Source organism: Verrucosispora sp. SN26_14.1 (assembly GCF_004307965.1).
Classification (GTDB): Bacteria; Actinomycetota; Actinomycetes; order Mycobacteriales; family Micromonosporaceae; genus Micromonospora.
The window spans coordinates 1-17,758 of the sequence record NZ_SISL01000005.1 but is presented as its reverse complement, the minus strand read 5'-3'; the positions used below and the strand labels follow the sequence as shown (position 1 = coordinate 17,758).

General features: G+C 71.3%; 22 protein-coding genes and 1 pseudogene. 11 read left to right on the top strand and 12 right to left on the bottom strand.

Annotated elements, in window-relative coordinates; all coding sequences use genetic code 11:
* Positions 1–20: 20 nt before the first annotated feature.
* Positions 21–632: a TetR/AcrR family transcriptional regulator gene (locus tag EYA84_RS01005; protein ID WP_131051075.1), complete on the top strand. Its 612-nt coding sequence runs from the start codon at positions 21–23 to the stop codon at positions 630–632.
* A 363-nt stretch (positions 633–995) separates the two neighbouring features.
* Here the strand turns inward: EYA84_RS01005 and EYA84_RS01000 are convergent, their stop codons facing one another.
* Entirely contained in the window at positions 996–1,247 is a 252-nt protein-coding gene (locus EYA84_RS01000; protein ID WP_131051074.1) for a PspC domain-containing protein, read from the bottom strand.
* Between EYA84_RS01000 and EYA84_RS00995 the strand changes: the two are divergent.
* Positions 1,207–1,386 (top strand): annotated as a pseudogene (locus EYA84_RS00995) (hypothetical protein); the annotation flags it as partial. The gene EYA84_RS01000 and the pseudogene EYA84_RS00995 sit on opposite strands and share 41 nt — an antisense overlap.
* 25 nt (positions 1,387–1,411) lie before the next feature.
* Here the strand turns inward: EYA84_RS00995 and EYA84_RS00990 are convergent.
* The gene (locus EYA84_RS00990) at positions 1,412–1,810 is read right to left on the bottom strand and encodes a VOC family protein (RefSeq protein WP_131051073.1); all 399 of its coding nucleotides are present in this window, start codon (positions 1,808–1,810) and stop codon (positions 1,412–1,414) included.
* 146 nt (positions 1,811–1,956) lie between these two features.
* On the opposite strand from EYA84_RS00990, the gene EYA84_RS00985 reads away from it, so the two are divergent.
* On the top strand, positions 1,957–2,310 hold the full coding sequence (locus EYA84_RS00985) for a nuclear transport factor 2 family protein (protein ID WP_131051072.1): 354 nt from the start codon (positions 1,957–1,959) through the stop codon (positions 2,308–2,310).
* Here the strand turns inward: EYA84_RS00985 and EYA84_RS00980 are convergent.
* Positions 2,307–3,176 carry a helix-turn-helix transcriptional regulator gene (locus EYA84_RS00980; protein ID WP_131051071.1) on the bottom strand — a complete coding sequence of 290 codons (870 nt, stop codon included), beginning with the start codon at positions 3,174–3,176 and terminating at the stop codon, positions 2,307–2,309. The two genes, EYA84_RS00985 and EYA84_RS00980, sit on opposite strands and share 4 nt — an antisense overlap.
* A 147-nt stretch (positions 3,177–3,323) precedes the next feature.
* Here EYA84_RS00980 and EYA84_RS00975 point away from each other — a divergent pair, with 147 nt between their 5' ends.
* The gene (locus EYA84_RS00975) at positions 3,324–4,103 is read left to right on the top strand and encodes an NAD(P)H-dependent oxidoreductase (RefSeq protein WP_131051070.1); all 780 of its coding nucleotides are present in this window, start codon (positions 3,324–3,326) and stop codon (positions 4,101–4,103) included.
* 544 nt (positions 4,104–4,647) lie between these two features.
* Here the strand turns inward: EYA84_RS00975 and EYA84_RS00970 are convergent.
* On the bottom strand, positions 4,648–5,160 hold the full coding sequence (locus EYA84_RS00970; RefSeq protein ID WP_131051069.1) for a SigE family RNA polymerase sigma factor: 513 nt from the start codon (positions 5,158–5,160) through the stop codon (positions 4,648–4,650).
* 353 nt (positions 5,161–5,513) lie between these two features.
* Between EYA84_RS00970 and EYA84_RS00965 the strand changes: the two genes are divergently transcribed.
* From EYA84_RS00965 to EYA84_RS00945, 5 genes are all read left to right on the top strand, one after another.
* Positions 5,514–6,047, top strand: a complete 534-nt coding sequence (locus EYA84_RS00965) for a DUF6993 domain-containing protein (protein WP_131051068.1) — start codon at positions 5,514–5,516, stop codon at positions 6,045–6,047.
* 165 nt (positions 6,048–6,212) lie between these two features.
* Positions 6,213–6,641: a helix-turn-helix transcriptional regulator gene (locus tag EYA84_RS00960; protein WP_131051067.1), complete on the top strand. Its 429-nt coding sequence runs from the start codon at positions 6,213–6,215 to the stop codon at positions 6,639–6,641.
* On the top strand, positions 6,622–7,266 hold the full coding sequence (locus EYA84_RS00955; RefSeq protein ID WP_201272256.1) for an SRPBCC domain-containing protein: 645 nt from the start codon (positions 6,622–6,624) through the stop codon (positions 7,264–7,266). The genes EYA84_RS00960 and EYA84_RS00955 overlap by 20 nt, the downstream gene beginning before the upstream one ends.
* Before the next feature lie 23 nt (positions 7,267–7,289).
* The gene (locus tag EYA84_RS00950) at positions 7,290–7,658 is read left to right on the top strand and encodes a cupin domain-containing protein (RefSeq protein ID WP_201272255.1); all 369 of its coding nucleotides are present in this window, start codon (positions 7,290–7,292) and stop codon (positions 7,656–7,658) included.
* Between the two features lie 39 nt (positions 7,659–7,697).
* On the top strand, positions 7,698–8,147 hold the full coding sequence (locus EYA84_RS00945; RefSeq protein ID WP_131051065.1) for a hypothetical protein: 450 nt from the start codon (positions 7,698–7,700) through the stop codon (positions 8,145–8,147).
* Between the two features lie 82 nt (positions 8,148–8,229).
* Here the strand turns inward: EYA84_RS00945 and EYA84_RS00940 are convergent, their stop codons facing one another.
* The 7 genes from EYA84_RS00940 to EYA84_RS00910 all read right to left on the bottom strand — a co-directional run bounded on the left by EYA84_RS00940 (position 8,230) and on the right by EYA84_RS00910 (position 14,065).
* A complete protein-coding gene (locus EYA84_RS00940; RefSeq protein WP_131051118.1) occupies positions 8,230–9,297 on the bottom strand; it encodes a winged helix DNA-binding domain-containing protein in 1,068 nt (355 codons plus the stop codon).
* Between the two features lie 123 nt (positions 9,298–9,420).
* Positions 9,421–10,011 (bottom strand): HAD family hydrolase, encoded by a 591-nt coding sequence (locus EYA84_RS00935; RefSeq protein ID WP_387262484.1) that lies wholly within the window; start codon positions 10,009–10,011, stop codon positions 9,421–9,423.
* A 45-nt stretch (positions 10,012–10,056) separates the two neighbouring features.
* Positions 10,057–10,545 carry a GNAT family N-acetyltransferase gene (locus tag EYA84_RS00930; RefSeq protein ID WP_176094520.1) on the bottom strand — a complete coding sequence of 163 codons (489 nt, stop codon included), beginning with the start codon at positions 10,543–10,545 and terminating at the stop codon, positions 10,057–10,059.
* 49 nt (positions 10,546–10,594) lie between these two features.
* Positions 10,595–11,215, bottom strand: coding sequence for a response regulator transcription factor (locus tag EYA84_RS00925; RefSeq protein ID WP_131051062.1), 621 nt, complete (start codon positions 11,213–11,215; stop codon positions 10,595–10,597).
* The gene (locus EYA84_RS00920) at positions 11,212–12,402 is read right to left on the bottom strand and encodes a sensor histidine kinase (protein ID WP_236145532.1); all 1,191 of its coding nucleotides are present in this window, start codon (positions 12,400–12,402) and stop codon (positions 11,212–11,214) included. Before EYA84_RS00920 ends, EYA84_RS00925 begins: the two co-directional genes overlap by 4 nt.
* Complete coding sequence (locus EYA84_RS00915; protein ID WP_236145531.1) at positions 12,399–13,232, bottom strand: ABC transporter permease; 834 nt, start codon at positions 13,230–13,232, stop codon at positions 12,399–12,401. The genes EYA84_RS00920 and EYA84_RS00915 overlap by 4 nt, the downstream gene beginning before the upstream one ends.
* Positions 13,229–14,065 carry an ABC transporter ATP-binding protein gene (locus EYA84_RS00910; protein ID WP_131051061.1) on the bottom strand — a complete coding sequence of 279 codons (837 nt, stop codon included), beginning with the start codon at positions 14,063–14,065 and terminating at the stop codon, positions 13,229–13,231. Before EYA84_RS00910 ends, EYA84_RS00915 begins: the two co-directional genes overlap by 4 nt.
* A gap of 182 nt (positions 14,066–14,247) precedes the next feature.
* On the opposite strand from EYA84_RS00910, the gene wrbA reads away from it, so the two are divergent.
* A complete protein-coding gene (gene wrbA / locus EYA84_RS00905) occupies positions 14,248–14,865 on the top strand; it encodes an NAD(P)H:quinone oxidoreductase (RefSeq protein ID WP_131051060.1) in 618 nt (205 codons plus the stop codon).
* Positions 14,866–14,948: 83 nt separating this feature from the next.
* Here the strand turns inward: wrbA and EYA84_RS00900 are convergent, their stop codons facing one another.
* Positions 14,949–16,862, bottom strand: a complete 1,914-nt coding sequence (locus tag EYA84_RS00900) for an anthranilate synthase family protein (protein WP_131051059.1) — start codon at positions 16,860–16,862, stop codon at positions 14,949–14,951.
* Between the two features lie 253 nt (positions 16,863–17,115).
* Between EYA84_RS00900 and EYA84_RS00895 the strand changes: the two genes are divergently transcribed.
* On the top strand, positions 17,116–17,758 hold a 643-nt coding region (locus tag EYA84_RS00895; protein WP_255446588.1), incomplete at its 3' end, for an FGGY family carbohydrate kinase.

Sequence of the window (17,758 nt, the reverse complement as noted above, 5' to 3'; positions counted from 1 at the left end):
CCGTAGGGAAGGATGACCGGATGCCGCGGATTCGTGGAGCCAGCATCGAGGAACACCACGCGATGGTCTGGGTCGATCTCGCCGAGGCGATGCGGCAGCTCCTGCTCGAACGCGACTACGACTCGATCAACATGGGCCACATCGCGACCCGTGCCGGGCTCGCACGCAACACGCTGTACAACTACGCCCGGGACCAGGCGGCGCTGGTCCTGGCATTGACTCACCGGGTGGGTCAGCCCACGGTCGATCGGGTGGCCACGATCGCCGCACGTTCTACAGACCCGGCTGCGGAGCGGATGCGGGAGATCATCGAGACGGTCCTGGTCGCGTTCCAGGACCCGGTTCTCCAGCTCATGTTCCGGCCCGGTTTCGGTCTGCCGTTCGGCGAACTGCCGAAGGGGCCGGACAGCCCGTTCCACGCGATAGTCGTCGAGGTCGAGAACGTCGTCCGGGACGGCGTCGAACGCGGCGAGTTCCGCGATGTCGGCGATGTGCACCTCGCGGTGGAATTGCTCTCCGGCGTCATGCGCGCGGGCGCGGAACGCATCGGCCGGGACCCGGCCACCTGCTCATCCACGGTCCACGCCGCACGGGAACTCATCCTCGCCTCTCTCGACGACCGCTCGGACTAGGGCCTGTGTCGAAGTCCCTGGCCGGCCTGCGGCGGGCCCAGGCGACGACCGGCCGCGTTGGGAATTGGTCCGGATACAACACCGGTATCCGGACCAATTCCCGCCTTGCCGGACCGCAGCCTGGACTCCGCCTCGGCTCGACCGAGGACTTCGACACAGGCCCTAGTACTCGGAGCACGCGCAGAACACCGGCCATTACCATGATCAATTTACGTGGCGCGGCACATCGTTCGGCGTGGCGGGGCTACGACGCGGAGCCGATGTCGGTGCGCCACCGCGCTTCGTCGTCGCCGATCACGCATGATGCCTCGACGGTCTGCGGCATGGGCTTGGTAGGTCCCGTGTGCCAGCGCGCCGGGAGGATCAGGGGTATCGCGGGGCGTCCCGTTGGCGCTCATAATCGGCGACCGTCGGGACGACGGGGAGCACGAGCATCAGGATCAGGTACGCCACGGCGAGTAGCCCGCCGGTGAACAGGGTCAGCAGCAGCACGACGGTGCGTACCCAGTCGACGCGGAACTCGCCGTACGCCGCGACGCCGAGACAGATGCCGCCGAACCACTTGCCTTCGTTGATCCTGGAACGGGCCGCGTTCGAGAAGCGCCCCCTCGACATCGGCGTGGTCTATGTGCACTCCGCCAACCCGGCGGGCGTCGCGAAGATGGCGCAGGTCCTCCGGCGCTGGGGCTACCGCGTCCAGATCGCGTCAGGCGCCACGGACGTCGGCTATCTCGGCGGCGCGGCGGCGAGCTGATCGGGACGAGTGCCCCGCCCAGCGGTCAGACGTCGGCTTCGAGGGCGAAGGTGTTGCCGTCGGGGTCCTGGAACCACGCGATACGTCCACCGCCGGCCCGAGCGGTGATGCCCTTGGCGTCATGTTCGAGCCCGTCATAGCGGATGAGATCGACGCCGGACGAGGCGAGCTCGTCGACGATCCGGTCGATGTCGTCGACGTACCATGTCGCCAGGGTCGCCGTGCTCGTGCCGGCCGTGACCGACTGGTACACGTTCAGGGCCGCCACGCCGCCGGCACCATAGACGCGGCTGCCGTCGGTGATGGTGGCGCTCGGGCCCGACTGCAACGCCGGTAGGCCCAGTGTGCCTTCGTAGAACGCGACCGCCCGGTGGATGTCGGACACGGCGATCGACGCCCTGAGGTGATGCTCGCTCAACGGCATGAATCACTGTCGCACACGCAGGCGGGTCAGCGAGGCTGACTGATCTCGTGCCGGGAACCACTCGGGCGTCCCGCCGGGTCGACGTCGCTGTTCTGCCGCGAGCGAAGCCGCTTGTCCTGTTGCGCTGCGCTGCGGAGGATCGGTGGATGGATCTCCTCACCGCGGAACGACACCTGCACGCCGCCCAGCGCGCCGCCGACGTCGAGTCCCTCGATGCGCTACTGCACCCGCAGGTCGTGGCCGCCGGACCGGACGGCACGGTCTTCACGAAGGACGACGACCTGGAGAGCTACCGCTCCGGTGCGCTGCGGATCACGAGCCTGGTGGAGGAGTCGCTCGACGTCCAGGAGGACGGTCGGACCGGGGTGACTCGCTTGGTCGCTGCGGTGGATGCCGTTCAGGGCGGTGCCGTGATGTCCGCGCGGCTGCGCTACACCCGACTGTGGGTGCGGGAGGGCGGCGACTGGCGGGTGTTGGCCGCCACCTTCGTCCCGGTCTAGTCAGACTTCTCCGCAGCCGCGTACCGGCTTCCGGGATCAGGGTGCCGTACTGCCGGATCCTCGGTGCTGCTGAGCGCGGCCAGCAGCCGCAGGCCGTCCTCGCTGGCGCTGCCCGCCTCGGCCGACAGCACGAGCAACTCCATCCCCGAGTCGTCCGGCAGGACGAAGTTCTCCTGGTGCAGCTCCAGGAGCCCGACCAGCGGGTGCCGGTACGCCTTGCGGCCGTGGCGGCGGGCCCGCACGTCGGCGCGGGCCCAGAGACGGCGGAAGCGCTCGCTGCCCATCGCCAGTTCGCCGATGAGTGGGGCCAGTCGAGAATCCTCCGGGTACTTGCCGACGGCCAGACGCAGGTGCCCCACCACGTCGAGGGTGCACGTCTCCCAGTCCGCGTACAGCCCGCGTTCGGCTTCGTCGAGGAAGATGTGCCGTGCCGTGTTCAGGCCCGGCAGTTGCCGGCCGTACAGGAGTCGGGCCAGGCGGTTGCCGGCCGACACGTCCAGGCGGTGATCGATGATCATCGCGGGTGCGTCCACGATCAGGTCGAGCACGCGCAGGACCTCGTCGCGTGGCCGTCCGCTGGGCGACGGCGCGCGGCGGCGGCGCTGCCGGGCGAGTCGGTAGAGGTGCCCGCGTTCGGTGTCGTCCAGATCGAGGACGCGGGCCAGCGCGTCCAGGACCTGCTCCGAGGGTTGGGTGGCGCGACCCTGTTCCAGGCGTACGTAGTAGTCGACGCTGACCCCGGCCAGGTGCGCGACCTCCTCGCGGCGCAGGCCCTCGACGCGACGCCGGGTGTCGGTGGGAATGCCGAGAACGGACGGGTCGATCCGGGAGCGCCGGGTGCGCAGGAAACCTGCGAGGTCGTCCATGGTGCCAGTATCGCCGTGACCGTCCGCCTGACGGTGGCCCTGGTAGTACCAGGAAGTCCGGTCCGACGGAACACGCGGCCCTGAACGGCGCGGTGTCGGCAGCCGAGTATCGGTGGCGGCAGGCACGCCCCGTCGAAGGGAATCACCATGAAGACGCTCGTCGTCTACGCCCACCCCGAACCGCGTTCGCTCAACGGTGCGCTGAAAGACCTGGCGGTGTCGACGCTGGAAGGCGCCGGGCATGAGGTGCGGGTGAGCGACCTGTACGCGATGAACTGGAAGGCGGTGGTCGACGCGGCCGACTTCGGCGGGTACGCCACCGAGCCGCTGCGGGTGATTCCCAGCTCAGGTGGGGCGTACGACGCGGACGCGCTCACTGCCGACGTGCGGGCCGAACAGGAGAAGCTGCTGTGGGCCGACACCGTGATCCTCCAGTTCCCGTTGTGGTGGTACACGATGCCGGCCATTCTCAAAGGCTGGGTGGACCGCGTCTTCTCGTTCCACTTCGCCTACGGCGTCGGAGTGCACGACGACACCCGTTACGGCGAGCGGTTCGGTGAGGGGACACTGCTGGGTCGACGGGCGATGCTGTCGGTGACCGTCGGGGGCCCGCAGTCGCACTACAGCGACCGTGGGATCAACGGCCCGATCGAGGATCTGTTGTTCCCGATCCATCACGGGATCCTGTACTACCCGGGCCTCCAGGTGCTGCCGCCGTTCGTGGTGCACGGCGCCGACCGGATGATCGGCGGCGACTTCGAGATCGTGGCGAAGGCGTGGACGGATCGGTTGCTGACGCTGGAGTCGACCGAGCCGATCGCGTTCCGTCGCCAGAATCACGGCGACTACGAGATCCCGTCACTGCGCCTGAAAGCGGATCTGGAGGTGCCGGGCAGTCAGGGGTTCCACCTGCACGTAAGAGGCTGACCGCCCGCACGGGTCAGAGTCGCGTGCTCGTCGGCCACGTCCGTACGCCAGAACCGATCGCCGACGCACGATGTGCCGTTGCCTTGAAGCTAGGAACCCGTGCCAGAACCCTTCGGATCCACCGATGGGGGATGCGGGACAGGGCTGATCGGGACGGGACTGGAATCCACCGGCGGTGGGGAGGGGACAGGGCTGATCGGGACGGGACTGGGGTCCACCGACGGCGGTATAGGGACAGGGCTGATGCGGACGTGGCGGGGGTCCACCGGCGGCGGAGAGGGGACGGAGCTGATCGGGACGGGACTGGGGTCCACCGACGGCCGGTCGGCGGGGGCGGACGGCGGCGGGGAATCCCGGTTCACCGCCGCCATCGCCAGCGGCGTGCCGACCATGAGGGCGGCGGCGACGCCCGCCACCCCGACCGAGACGGTGAGGGTACGACGCCTGCGCGCCCGAGCGACGGCGGAATCTGCCAGATCCATGGGGACTGCCTCCTTGGCGATGTCGGTGAGGGTGGATCGGATGAGGTCGTCGATCGGGGTGTTCATCGCTTCAGCTCCAGCACGAGTTCGGCACCGGGTAGTACCTCACGCAGTCGGCTGACCGCCCGGTGGGTCCGGCTGCGGACGGTCCCGACCGAGCAGCCGAGCACCTCGGCTACCTGTTGTTCGGGCAGGTCCTCGTAGTACCGCAGGACCAGCACCGCGCGCTGTGCCACGGGAAGGCGCAGCAGGGCTGCCCGCATGGCCAGCCGCAGGTCGGCGTGGCCGCTGTCGTCCGGGTGTTCCCGTTCGACCGGCGAGCCGACCAGCGTCTCCCGTAATCGTCCCCGGCGTCGCCACCAACTGACCCGCTCGCGGTACATCACCGCGCGCACGTACCCCTCGGGGTCCTCGTGCCGGATCGTCGGCCATTTGACGTACGCCTTGGTCAACGCCGACTGCACCAGGTCCTCGGCGGCATGCTGGTCGCCGGTGAGCAGGTAGGCCGTCCTGATCAGGGCGGCGGTCCGGCTCTGCGCGAACTCGCCGAACTTGGCTCTCGCCTTGTCGTCCAACCGTTCAGCTCCGTTCGGTACGCCTCATTCACCACCACAGACGCACGGGACCGCGCCCACTATCCATCAGATGTCCTTCATCCTGGGTGGCGATCGAGTGCTCGCCGAGGATGCGGATCGTCGTTCGAGCGCGATTCACGGCCTGCGCCCGGCGTGGCAGCGTGGACCGGGAAGCGACGCCGCTCATGCGGCGTACACTTCGTCACCAGCATCAGGCCCTGGGCGAGGGCCAGCGACGCACTGTCGCCACGCCTCCAGGTGCCGTGGTGCTCTCGTCGCAGGGCGGCGGACGCCGACGAATGACAGTGCCCCCTACAATCGCCTCCGCTGAGGCTGATAGACGGGGGTCATTGATGCGGACAGCGAAGATCAGTTGGTTGGCGGCTGCTACCTCGCTCGCCCTGCTCCCGCTCGGCTGCGCGGCCCCGGGCACCCGAGCCGGCGACGTGCAGGCGACACCCCCGAGTGCGACGGCGTCGGCTGCTGTGGTGCCGGAGCCGACCGGTCCGCGGGCAGACGCACCTCCTCGCCACGGCGACAACAACCGCTGGAAGCGCCGGCACGAACTCTCCGAGGCGGACCAGCGCGCGGGGGAGAAACTCGCCGCGCGGATCCGGCCCAAGCTTGAGGCACTACGCGCGGCGGGGGACTACGCGCCGGCGTCCACCCAGCGGGCGCTGCTCGACCTGGGAATCAAGGCAGAGGCCATCGAGGTCACCGGCATGCGAGCGCCGATCGGGCAGGACGCACCCCCGCCGGGCGCGGTGTACGCGGTTCGCTTCGCGGAGGTGGGCTGTGTGATCGGGGACGTACGGGCCGAGCGGGTCATGGTCGAGGTCACCGGCGCGGCTGCCGAGTTCGGGTGCCTGGAGCCGTTCTCGCACTGACACCGGTCATCGTGTCGGGGCCGGACGGTGCCGTCGAGTACGAGGACGCCTTGCCGCGTACACGTGGAGTCCGGGGGCCGTGTTCCTCGCCCAGCGCTGAGCCGCAGCCTTCGGCAGGATGCCTGCTCTGGCTTATATAAGCGAAGGCCGGTACGGTCTGTGGTCGTGCACGCCTTCGACATCCTCGGCGACCCGGTACGCCGGCGCATTCTGGAGCTGCTCGCCGACGGCGAGCAGACCTCCGGCGCGGTCACGGACGTGATCCGGGCCGAGTTCGGGCTCTCCCAGCCGGGTGTCTCACAGCATCTGCGCGTGTTGCGGGAGAGCGGGTTCGCGTCGGTGCGAGCTGTGGGCGCTCGCCGGTTCTACGCCGTCGAGCCGGCGCCGTTGAGCGAAGTCGACGCGTGGTTGGGCCGGTTTCGCCGGTTGTGGGAGCAGCGGCTCGACGCGCTGGAAACCGAGCTGGCCCGGGGCCGGCGGGCAGCTCGGACCTCGGCTGGCGGGCAGACCTCCCGGCGGGCCGAGTCCGACGTCGGTGCGGACGAGGCAGACTCAGCAGCGAGAGGAACGGAACATGAAAGACGTACTGGATGAACTGGCCGCCGCGCGGCGGACCATGGGCAAGGGCAGCCTGCCCGCAGGTGAGGCGTACACCGTCGAGCTCCGACGGCGATACGCGGCGCAGGTCGACGACGTCTGGGACGCCATCACCAGCCCCGAGCGGCTGCACCGTTGGTTGAAGCCGGTCACCGGGGATCTGCGGCTCGGCGGGAGATACGAGTTCGACGGGGGTGAGCACGGCGAGATCCTGCGGTGCGAGCCGCCGCGTCTGCTCAGGGTGTCCTGGCTCTACGGGCCGGACGCGGACGCCTGGCCCGGCACGAGTGAGGTGGAGGTACGCCTGGCCCCGGGCCCGTCCGGCGACACCGAATTCGTGCTGGTCCACGCAGCGGTCGTCGCGGAACCCCTCTTCCCGACCTACGGCCCCGGTGCCGGTGGCGTGGGGTGGGACCTGGCTCTCCTCGCCCTTGCCCGGATGTTGACCGGTGGCGAGAGCGTCGACTATGCGGAGGTTCACACGTCACCCGAAGGGCGCGAGTTCATCCGGCGCAGCGCCGCGGCCTGGGGCGAGGCTCACCTGGCCGCCGGTGGCGAACCGGAGCACGTCGCCGCCGCGGTGCAGGCCACCACGACGTTCTACGCACCCGACCCGAGCTGACCGACCATGTCAGGATGGTGGGCGTGGCGCATGAGGCTGTCGACATCGCTGACAGGTTGTCCCGCTTCTCCGAGCACTGGTCACCGAAGGTGGTGGCCCGGCTCAACGACTACGAGGTCAAGGTCGTCAAGGTGCGCGGGGAGTTCGTCTGGCACACCCACGAGGACACCGACGAGCTGTTTCTCGTGGTGAGCGGGGAGCTGACCATCCAGCTGCGCGACGGTGACGTGCTCCTGCGTCCGGGGCAGCTGTTCGTCGTGCCTCGTGGCGTCGAGCACTGCCCGGTCGCCGACGGGGAGGTGCACGCGATCCTGATCGAGCCGGCCGGTGTGGTGAATACCGGCGATGCCGGTGGTGCGCTGACTGCCGCCTACGACGACTCGTTGCTCTGACCGTCGAGTCCTTGGCGTGGTGTGGCTAGCATCCCGAAGGTGACTCAGGACAAGGGTGCCGACGGGCGCAGCAGGCTCGCCGGTTTCGACGGCGTGATGCTCCTCGCGACGATGCTCATCCTCTTCGGGTATCTGCTCCCGTGGTTCCGGCAGTCGCCACGGCACCTGTGGTGGTACTCCGGTTGGGAGTACGCCAGCCTCAGCAGCGGTGGAGGGTGGACGCTCTGGACGTTCGCCTTCCTGCTGGTGGCGGTCGTGACCAGTCTCTGGGCCCGGACCGTCGTCGAGGCGGCGATGGCCGCGTTGGCTGCCGGGATCGGCACCCTGGTGATGGTCTTGGCGGTGGTGGCGGCCAGCTTCGGGAACATCGGGCGAGGCGGCAACCTGAACTCCGTCTCGGAACTGCCCTTCGGGTTGGGGTTGCCGCTGATGGCCGTCGGCCTGGGCCTGCTGATCGCCACCGCCTGCCGAGACATCGCCCGCGCCTGAGGGCTGTTTCCTCACCTCCGCCGGTCGGAAGAGGGCCTGGCCCCCGGCCGGGTGCGGTGGGACGACGAGGCGGCGGGGAAGGCTAGTCGGGCCAGGTGACGCGGGGTGGGAGGGCGAGGAAGTCGGCGTAGCGGTGCAGGGCCTGCTCGACCTGTGTGCGCTGTGCCGGGTCGAGCGGGACCAGGGGTTTCACGGCCAGCGTGACCCGGGTCTTGGCCAGGGTGCGTTTCCAGGTGCCGACGACCCGGCCACCGATGACGACGGTGGCCTGGAAGACGCCGTTGCCGCCGGGGATGATGGCCTGCTTGTGGGCGGGGTCGAGCATCAGCGTGCGGTCCTTGAAGCCGAGCAGGTATTCGTCGAAGCCGGGCAGGGTCAGCACGTCGGGTGTGGGTGTGCGGGGTGCGTCGAGCAGGGCGGGCGGCAGGATCGCTTCGGTGCCGTCGACCTGGACGGTGGTCAGGGCGTCGCCGGCGGCGGCGATGGCGCGTTTCGCGTCGGTGGCGGTCAGGCCGGTCCAGCCGGCGAAGTCCTGTCGGGTGGTGGGGCCGTGGCTGCGGAAGTAGCGCAGCGCCAGGGCGGCCAGCGCCTCGTCCCGGTCGGGTCGGTGTTGGCCGGGCGCCCACTCGTCGAGCAGTGCGAAGGTCTGCTCGGTGCCGAGATTGGGGGCGATGCAGGTGACGCCGCGCTGGCTGGCGTACCAGAGGAGGTGGTATCCGCGCTGGCCGGCGCCGTCGATGCCGGCGGCGACCAGCGCGGCCACGCAGTCGGTGCGGGTCAGTCGGCCGCCGCCGGCCAGGGCGGTGCCGAGCACGTCGGCGGCGCGGTCCGCCTCTGCTTCGGTCAGGCCGAGGAACTCGCGGCGCGCTGCCGCGCCGGCCAGGGCGCGTACGCCGGTCAGCTCCAGCATCCAGCGGGCGTCGCGGGCGGGGACGAGGTGGATGGTGCCGCGCATCGGCCAGGTCCGCAGGGCCTCCCGGCGTTCCAGCGCGGCGTGCACGTCGGTCTGGGTGGCGCCGGGTAACCGTACGCCCAGTGACCACAGGCCGCTGTTGATCTCCTGGGCCTGCATGGCACCGAACCACTCGACGACCTCGGCCACGGTCTGCCCGGTGGTGGCGGGGGTGGGGCTCAGCAGGAGGCTGGTCATCCGCAGGGCGAGCGCGTCGGTGCCGGTCAGCGTCGTGCCGCGAGGTGCCACTTGCGCCGCCTTCCGTCGTCGGTCGAGGGCAGCTTAGGCCCGTGCACCGACAGTCGGGTGCTTTCCGGCGGGTCAGCTGCCCTGGCGGGGCTGGGGCACGCGGACCGCTGCCATGCCGGCGGCGACGGCGGCCTCGATGCCCAGGTCGGCGTCCTCGAAGACCAGGCAGGCGTGCGGCGGTACGCCGAGCAGCTCGGCGGCGCGCAGGAACGGCTCCGGGTCGGGTTTGGGGCGGGTGTAGTCGCCGGCGCAGACCAGCACGTCGAACCGGTCGAGGATGCCGAGGGCGTCGAGGGAGGCGGTGACGGCTTCGCGGGTGCTGCCGGAGACCACGGCGAAGGGGATGCGTCCGTGTGCGTCCTGGATGTGGTGCAGCACCCCGGGGATGCCGGCGGCGGTGGGCAGCAGCCGCTGGTAGTGCTCCTCGCGGCGGGCGACCACGGTCTCCACCGGCATGTTCAGGCGTTGCTGCTCATTGAGGGCGTCGACGATGTCGAGCGTCGGTCGGCCGGCCCAGGCATAGAAGAGGTCCTCGGGGAAGGCGCACTCCCACTCGTCGAGGGCCTGCCGCCAGGCGGTGTAGTGCAGCGGCATCGAGTCGACGATGGTGCCGTCGCAGTCGAACAGGTACGCCTGGAAGTCGCCGGTGGGCAGGGGCAGCATCACCGGCCCAGGTTATCCGGCGTGGCCGGGGACGCGCCGGGCGGCTCAGAGGCGCTGGTACATGACGAGCAGGTCGACGGGGCCCTGGGTGGGGTGACGGAAGCCGTCGGGGATGCGGCCGACCACGTCGAAGCCGAGTGAGCGCCACAGCGCCACGGCGCGGGTGTTGGTGGCGACCACGGCGTTGAACTGCATCGCCCGGTAGCCGTCGGTGCGGGCCAGGTCCAGCACGTACGTGCCGAGGGCCCGGCCGATTCCGCGTCCGGCGGCGGCCGGGGCGACCATGAAGCTGGCGTTGGCCACGTGGTCGCCGGGGCCGAGCTGGTTGGGGGTCAGTTTCGCCGAGGCGAGCACGGTGCCGTCGTCGTCGACGGCGACGACGGTGCGTCCGGGTGGGGGGACCAGCCACATGTCGCGGGCGCGGGTCTCGTCGACGTCGCGGGGCCAGGTGTAGGTGTCCCCGGCGGAGACGATCTCGCGCAGGAAGGGCCAGATGCCGGGCCAGTCCCCGGCGGTCGCGGTCCTGATCTGCATGCTCGCGAGCATGCCAGCCGGATTGTCGGGCCGGTCGTCGGGGGCGGTGTCAGAGCAGGCCGGCGGCCATGGCGGTGGTGACGGCGGCGGTGCGGTCGGAGACGTCGAGTTTGTTGAAGGTCCGCAGCAGGTGGGTCTTCACGGTCGCCTCGCCGATGTGCAGTTCCCGGCCGATCTCGGCGTTGGACAGCCCTCGGGCGACCAGCCGCAGCACCTGCACCTCGCGGGGTGACAGGGTGTCGCGGGCGGTGGGTCGGCGTACCTGGTGCAGCAGTCGGGTCGCCACCGAGGGGGCGAGGACGGTGCCGCCGCGTGCGGCGGTGCGGATCGCGGTGATCAGGTCGGCGCGGGAGGTGTCCTTGAGCAGGTAGCCGGCGGCGCCGGCCTCGACGGCCCGCAGGATGTCGGTGTCGGTCTCGTAGGTGGTCAGCACCACCACCCGGGTCTGTGGTCGAGCGGTGAGGATGCGGCCGGTGGCGGTGGCGCCGTCGTCGCCGGGCATCCGCAGGTCCATCAGGACCACGTCGGGGTGGTGGGCGTGGACGGCCGTGAGTGCCTCTGCGGCGTCGGCGGCCTCGCCGACGACGGTGATGTCGTCGGTGCCGGCGAGCATGCCGGCGACTCCGGCGCGGACCACCGGGTGGTCGTCGACCAGCAGCACGGTGATCATTGGTACGGCACCTCCACCCGGATCGTGGTCCCCTCGCCGGGGGCCGAGCGTACGAGGACGCTGCCGTTGACCTGTTCGACGCGGGTGCGCAGCCCGGCCAGCCCGTAGCCGCCGTCGCCGTCCGGGTACGCCCCGGCGGGGTCGAATCCGGCGCCGTCGTCGCCGATCTCCAGCGTGACCCGGTCGTCGTCGCCGTGCAGCAGGACGGCCACGGCGGTGGCGTCGGCGTGCCGCCGGACGTTGGTCAGTGCCTCCTGTGCCGCGCGTAGCAGCACCACCTCCACGGCGGTGCCCGGTGCCGGGCCGGCGGTCAGGTCGGCGGTGCAGGTGACCGGCACCCCGGTCTCCCGGGTGAAGCGCTCGGCCAGCCGGTCCAGTGCCTGTTCCAGCGGGGAGCCGTCGATCTGCGTCGGGGTGAGTGCGGCGACCAGGGTGCGTACGTCGAGCAGGTTCTCCCGGGCGGTCTGCCGGGCCAGGTCCAGGTGGCGGCGGGCCTGGTCCGGGTCGCGGTCCAGGTCGGCCTCGGCGGCCTGGACCAGCATCACCACGCTGGACAGGCCCTGGGCCACGGTGTCGTGGATGTCGGCGGCGAGTCGTTGCCGTTCGGCGGCCACCCCGGCGCGGTGGGACACCTCGGCCAGTTCGGCCCGGGTCTGTTCCAGTTGGGCGATCAGCTCGGCGCGTCGGCCGCTCTCGGCGACGGTGTGTTGGGCCCAGACGCCCAGCACGCTGACCACGAGGACGGTCATCAGGGCGATCAGCAGCGGCGCGACCACCTCGCCCAGGTCGGGCAGCCGGACGGCCAGGACGATCACGTGCACGGAGTTGAGCAGCAGCACCGCGCCGACCGCTGGTATGGCGGGCAGCACCATGAACATCTGCGGGTTGAGCACGAACAGTAGGAACGAGGCGGTGCCGCTGAGCAGGACCGCCGGCACGTAGAGCAGGATCACCCCGGTGAGGTAGAGGTAGCCGTGCCAGTCCTCGACGGAGTCGCGCATCAGTCGGCGGCCGACGCCGAGGTACCAGCCGGTCAGGGCGAGGAACAGCGCGAGGCAGCCGAGGCGGGCGGCGGGCGTACGGCTGCCGTCGGCGGCCACGGCCACGGCGACGCCGACGGCGGCCAGGGCGAAGTAGCCGTCCCAGAGCCGGAAGCGTGCGCTCCACGTGTCGGTCGGTGGAGTCATCGGGTGCGTCGACCTCGCCAGCGGAAGGTGGTCAGGCACAGCACCATTCCTCCGATGCACCACGCGGCGAGCACGAGCGCGATCCGACCGTGCTCCCAGGAGGGTACGACCTCCTGCGGGAGGATGGTGTCGGGCAGGAACACCGAGCGGAAGCCCTGGGCCATCCATTTGAGCGGGAACAGCGAGCCGATCGTGACCAGCGGTTCGGGTAGGTGCCCGACGGGGGTGTAGAAGACGCCGGAGATGAAGGCCAGCACGAGGTAGGGCAGGTTCATCACGGCCCCGGCGCTGCGGGCCGAGCGGGCCAGGCTGCTGGCGGCGATGCCGAGCAGGGCGCAGGCGGTGGCGCCGAGCAGGAACACCCAGCCGAAGGTGAGCCAGCGGGCGGGGTCGGTGGGCAGCCGCAGGTCGAAGGCGAGTACCGCGATGGCCAGCAGCAGGATCGTCTCGCCGATGCTGACCACCAGGGCCATCAGGGTCTTGCCGACGATGTACGCCGAGGGGGGCATCGGGACGCCGCGCAGTCGGCGCAGGGTGCCGTCGTCGCGGTCGGCGGCGATGCCGGTGCCCAGGTTGACGAAGGTGGTGGAGGCGATGCCGGCGGCGATCATGCTGGGGGCGAGGTACTGGGCCGAGGTGACGTCGCTGCCCTCGTAGACGCCGTCGAAGATCGCGCCGAGCAGGGCGAGGATGACCGCCGGCATGGCGAAGGTGAACACCACGGCGTCGCGTTCCCGGAAGAAGCACCGCAGTTCGATGCCGGCGCGGTGCAGCCCGAGCCGCAGGGCGCTGGGGCGGCGGGTGGCGGCGCGGTGGGCGGTGGCGGTCACGGGGTCGCTCCGATCAGGTCCAGGTAGACGTCTTCGAGGCTGGGGCGGCTGACGGTCAGGCCGGGCACGGTGCCGCCGTGGCGGCGGGTCAGCTCGGCGACGAGGGCGGCCGGGTCGTCGGTCTCCTGCCGGCCGTGGGCCCACCGGACCACGGTGCGGGCGGTGGCGCGTCCGCCGAGGGTGGCCGGGGCACCGTCGGCGACGATCCGGCCGCCGACGATGACCGCGACGCGGTCGGCCAGTGCCTCGGCCTCGTCGAGGTAGTGGGTGCTGAACAGGATGGTGGTCTCCTCGCCGGCGAGTCGGCGGATCAGCGTCCAGAACTGGCGGCGCGCCTGCGGGTCGAAGCCGGTGGTCGGTTCGTCGAGGAAGAGCAGCCGGGGGCGGCCGACCACGCCGAGTGCGACGTCCAGGCGGCGGCGTTGGCCGCCGGAGAGGGTACGGACCCGGGCGCCGGTCTTGTCGGTGAGACCGACCAGGGTGAGGACGTCGGCGGGGTCGCGGGGTGCGGGGTAGTAGCGGGCGAAGTGGCGGACCGCCTCGGCGATGGTCAGTTCGGTCAGGTCGTCGCTGTGCTGGGCGACGACGCCGATGCCGGCGCGCCAGTCGAGGTCGACGTGGGCCGGGTCGCGGCCGAGTACCTGCACGTCACCGGCGTCGCGGTCGCGGTGGCCCTGGAGGATGTCGATGGTGCTGGTCTTGCCGGCGCCGTTGGGTCCGAGCAGGGCCACCACCTCGCCGGTCGCGACGTCCAGGTCGACGCCGGCCACGGCGGTGGTGTCGCCGTAGGTCTTGCGTAGTCCGCGGACGCGGATGACGGGGGAGTCGGTCATGTCCTGATCGTCGGTCGACGTGGGAGTGTCGCGGGACGACCGGTGGACGGAACCGTGGTGTCCGTCGACCGGTGGACAGGGCGTCGACCGGGGGGGCGGTCGAATCCGACGAATGTTTGTTGCCGCAAGCATCGGGTAGTCGCGGAAGCTTACCGACGATCACGGCAGGAAGGACGCAGGCGATGGCGGCACAGGTCAAGGTGGCGGTGATCTACTACAGCGCGACCGGCATCACGTACCAGATGGCGCAGTCGGCCCGGGAGGCCGCCGAGCAGGCCGGTGCGGAAGTCCGGTTGCGCAAGGTGCGCGAGTTGGCCCCGGAGGAGGCGATCCGGTCGAACTCGGGCTGGGAGGCGCACCGGCTGGAGACCCAGGACGTCGAGGAGGCGCAGCCGGACGACCTGAGCTGGGCCGATGTGGTGATCTTCGGTTCGCCGACCCGGTACGGTCTGGTCGCCGCGCAGCTCAAGCAGTTCATCGACACCACCGGACCGCTGTGGGCGCAGGGCGCGCTGGCCGACAAGGTGTACTCGGCGTTCACCTCGACAGCCACACATCACGGTGGGCAGGAGTCGACGCTGCTGTCGCTGTTCCACGTCTTCTACCACTGGGGTGGGATCGTGGTCGCGCCCGGCTATACCGAGCCGAGCCAGTTCGTCTCCGGCAACCCGTACGGCGCGTCGCACACCAGCAACAACGGTGAGACCGCGCCGGATCATGTGGCGTTGGAGGCGACGGCGTTGACGGCCAAGCGGGCGGTGCGCATCGGTGCGGCGCTGAAGCAGGGCCTGGCCGGCTGAGTCAGGGACCGGCGGTCCGGGCAGGGGCTCTCATACCCGCCCGGACCGTCGGCCGTGAACAGCGCTACCCCGGATCGGGCCGGCTATGCCTGCCCGGTGGTGGACAACTCGCCGGCCGGTGCCGGCAGTAGCTGCGCCAGCAGCTCGGCCAGCACCGCGACCCCGTCCGGGCTGAGCACCGATTCGGGATGGAACTGCACCCCGGCGAAGCCCCGGCCGCGCAGCGCGTGCACGGCGCCGTCGACCTCGTCGCGGGTCACCTCGACCGGGCCGTGGCGGCTGTCGAGGCGGTCGGTGTCGGCGTGGGCGGTGAAGGTGGCGTAGAAGCCGACCCGGCGGGGCGTGCCGGAGAGCACGACGGTGCGTTGCAGGCCCTGGTAGGGCGCGTCGCGGCGGCTCACCGGCAGTCCGAGCAGGCCGGCGAGCAGTTGGTGGCCGAGGCAGACCGCGAGGGTGGGGTGTCCGGCGTCGAGTAGTTCGGTGAGCAGGTCACGTAGCCGGTGCATCTTCGCGGTGTCGCCGGTGGTGTCGCCGGGGCCGGGGCCGACGACGACCAGGTCGTCGGCGCGGACCGGCCCGGTGGCGTGCCACGGTCGGACGGTCACCGTCAGGCCGAGGGCGCCGAGCTGGTGGGCGAGCATGCCGGTGAAGGTGTCCTCGCCGTCGACGACGAGGGCGCGGCGTCCGGCCAGGGCGGGTAGGGCCAGTGCGCCGGTCGGGCGCTGGTCGAGCCAGAAGCGGGCCAGCGGGGCGTTGCGGGCGGCCAGCGCGGCGCGTACCTCGGGATCGTCGGCCAGGCGGCGGGGTGGCTGCGGTCCGGCCTGCGGTGCCTGCGGTCCCAGGCCGAGGGCGGCGAGCACCCCGGCGGCCTTGGCGTGGGTCTCGGCGACCTCGGCGGCGGGTGTGGAGTGCCGGACCAGGGTCGCCCCGACCGGGACCCGCAGCTCACCGGTGGGGGAGAGTTCGGCGGTGCGGATCAGGATCGGGGCGTCGAGGGTCTGCCGGCCGTTGTCGTCGTGACCGAGCAGCGCCAGGACTCCGGCGTAGTAGCGGCGGCCGGTGCGTTCGTGGCGGGCGATCACCCGGCAGGCGTTCTCCATCGGGCTGCCGGTCACCGTGGGGGCGAACATCGTCTCCCGCAGCACCTCGCGGACGTCCCGGCTGCCGTGTCCGGCCAGCAGGTACTCGGTGTGTGCCAGGTGCGACATCTCCTTGAGGTAGGGCCCGACCACCTGACCGCCGTGTTCGGCCACCGTGGCCATCATCTTCAGTTCCTCGTCGAGGACCATGTACAGCTCCTCGGTCTCCTTGGTGTCGGCGAGGAAGCGCAGCAGGGCGGCCCGGTCGGCGGTGGCGCCGGTGTGTCGGAAGGTGCCGCTGATCGGGTTCATCATGACGAGTCCGTCGTCGACGCTGACGTGTCGTTCCGGGCTGGCGCCGACCAGCGTGCGGGTGCCGGTGTGCACCACGAACGTCCAGTACGCGCCGCGTTCGCGGTGCAGCAGCGACCGGAGGGCGGCCAGCGCGGCGGTCACCGGCGCGCCCTGCACCTGGGCGTGCAGCGTGCGGTGGATGACGAAGTTGGCGCCCTCGCCGCGTCCGATCTCCTCGGCCAGCACCCGGGCGACGACGGCGGCGTAGGCGTCGTCGGGGACGTCGAAGGCGGCGCCGGTGGTGCGGACCGGGCCCTCGGGTAACGCGTCGAGGGCGTCGGCCAGCGGTACCCGTACGTGCTGCCCGATCCGCAGGAACTCCAACGGCACGCCGTCGTCCACGCAGGCGAAACCACGCTCGGTGATCTGTCGGAACGGCACCAGCGCCAGCGTGGCCGGGCCGGGCATGTCGGTGGGCAGCGGCAGGTCGGCCAGTCGCGCGGCGGTGTCCACCGTGCCGGTGAACAGGTCGAGGTGGGGGGCGTCGGCGCGGCGTACCAGGGCGAACGGGCCCGGGTCGGTGCCGTCGGGGAGCGCGGCGAGCAGGTCGGTCAGTGGGTTCATCGGTCTCTCCTGGGTCCGGGAGCCGCCGTTGCGGCGGCCCACGGGCCGGAAACCATGACCGGCGGCCGCCTCGTCGGGCGGCCGCGTGGGTGACTACGCGTGCAGGGGGGCCGCCGGGTCGGCGGGCCACCAGCAGGACAGGCGCGTAGGCATGGGCACACCCTACGCGGGGCGCGGATCGGGGGGAAGCCGTTCGGCGGACTGGCGTGGGCGGTGACGCGCGGCGCCGACGGCAACGGGTACGTTGACCGCGATGAACATTCTCGCGCTGGACCTGGGAACCTCCTCGGTGCGGGGGCTCGTGATGGACGCCGACATCCGTCCCCTGCCGGGGGCGTTGGCGCGGCGTAAGACCGTGCTCACCGTCGACGGTGACGGCGCCGGCACCCTGGACCCTCGGCAGTACCTGGCCTGCCTCATCGAGTGCCTCGACGAGCTGCACCAGCACGGTCACCTGCGCGAGGTGGACCTGATCGCGGTCAGCGCCCAGTGGCACTCGGTGCTGCCGCTGGGCGTCGACGACGAACCACTCGGCCCGGTGCTCACCTGGCTCGACACCCGCCCCGAGCCGTCGCCGGCGCTGCACGGGCCGGTCGACGCGGTCGACTACCACCAGCGCACCGGCACCTGGTGGCACCGCTGCTACTGGTCGGTGCGGCTGCCGTGGCTGCGCGAGCAGGCCGGCACCCGGGTCAGGCGTTTCACCGGACTGGTGGAGTACGCGCTGGGACGGCTGCTCACCGACGCGCCGATGTCGATGTCGCAGGCCTCCGGCACCGGGTTGCTGGACCTGGGCACGCTGGACTGGGATCCCGAGGCGTGCACGTTGGCCGGCATCCGCGGTGCGGACCTGCCCGAGCTGGCCGGCCGGGACTGGCGGGGGCGGCTGCGCGGCG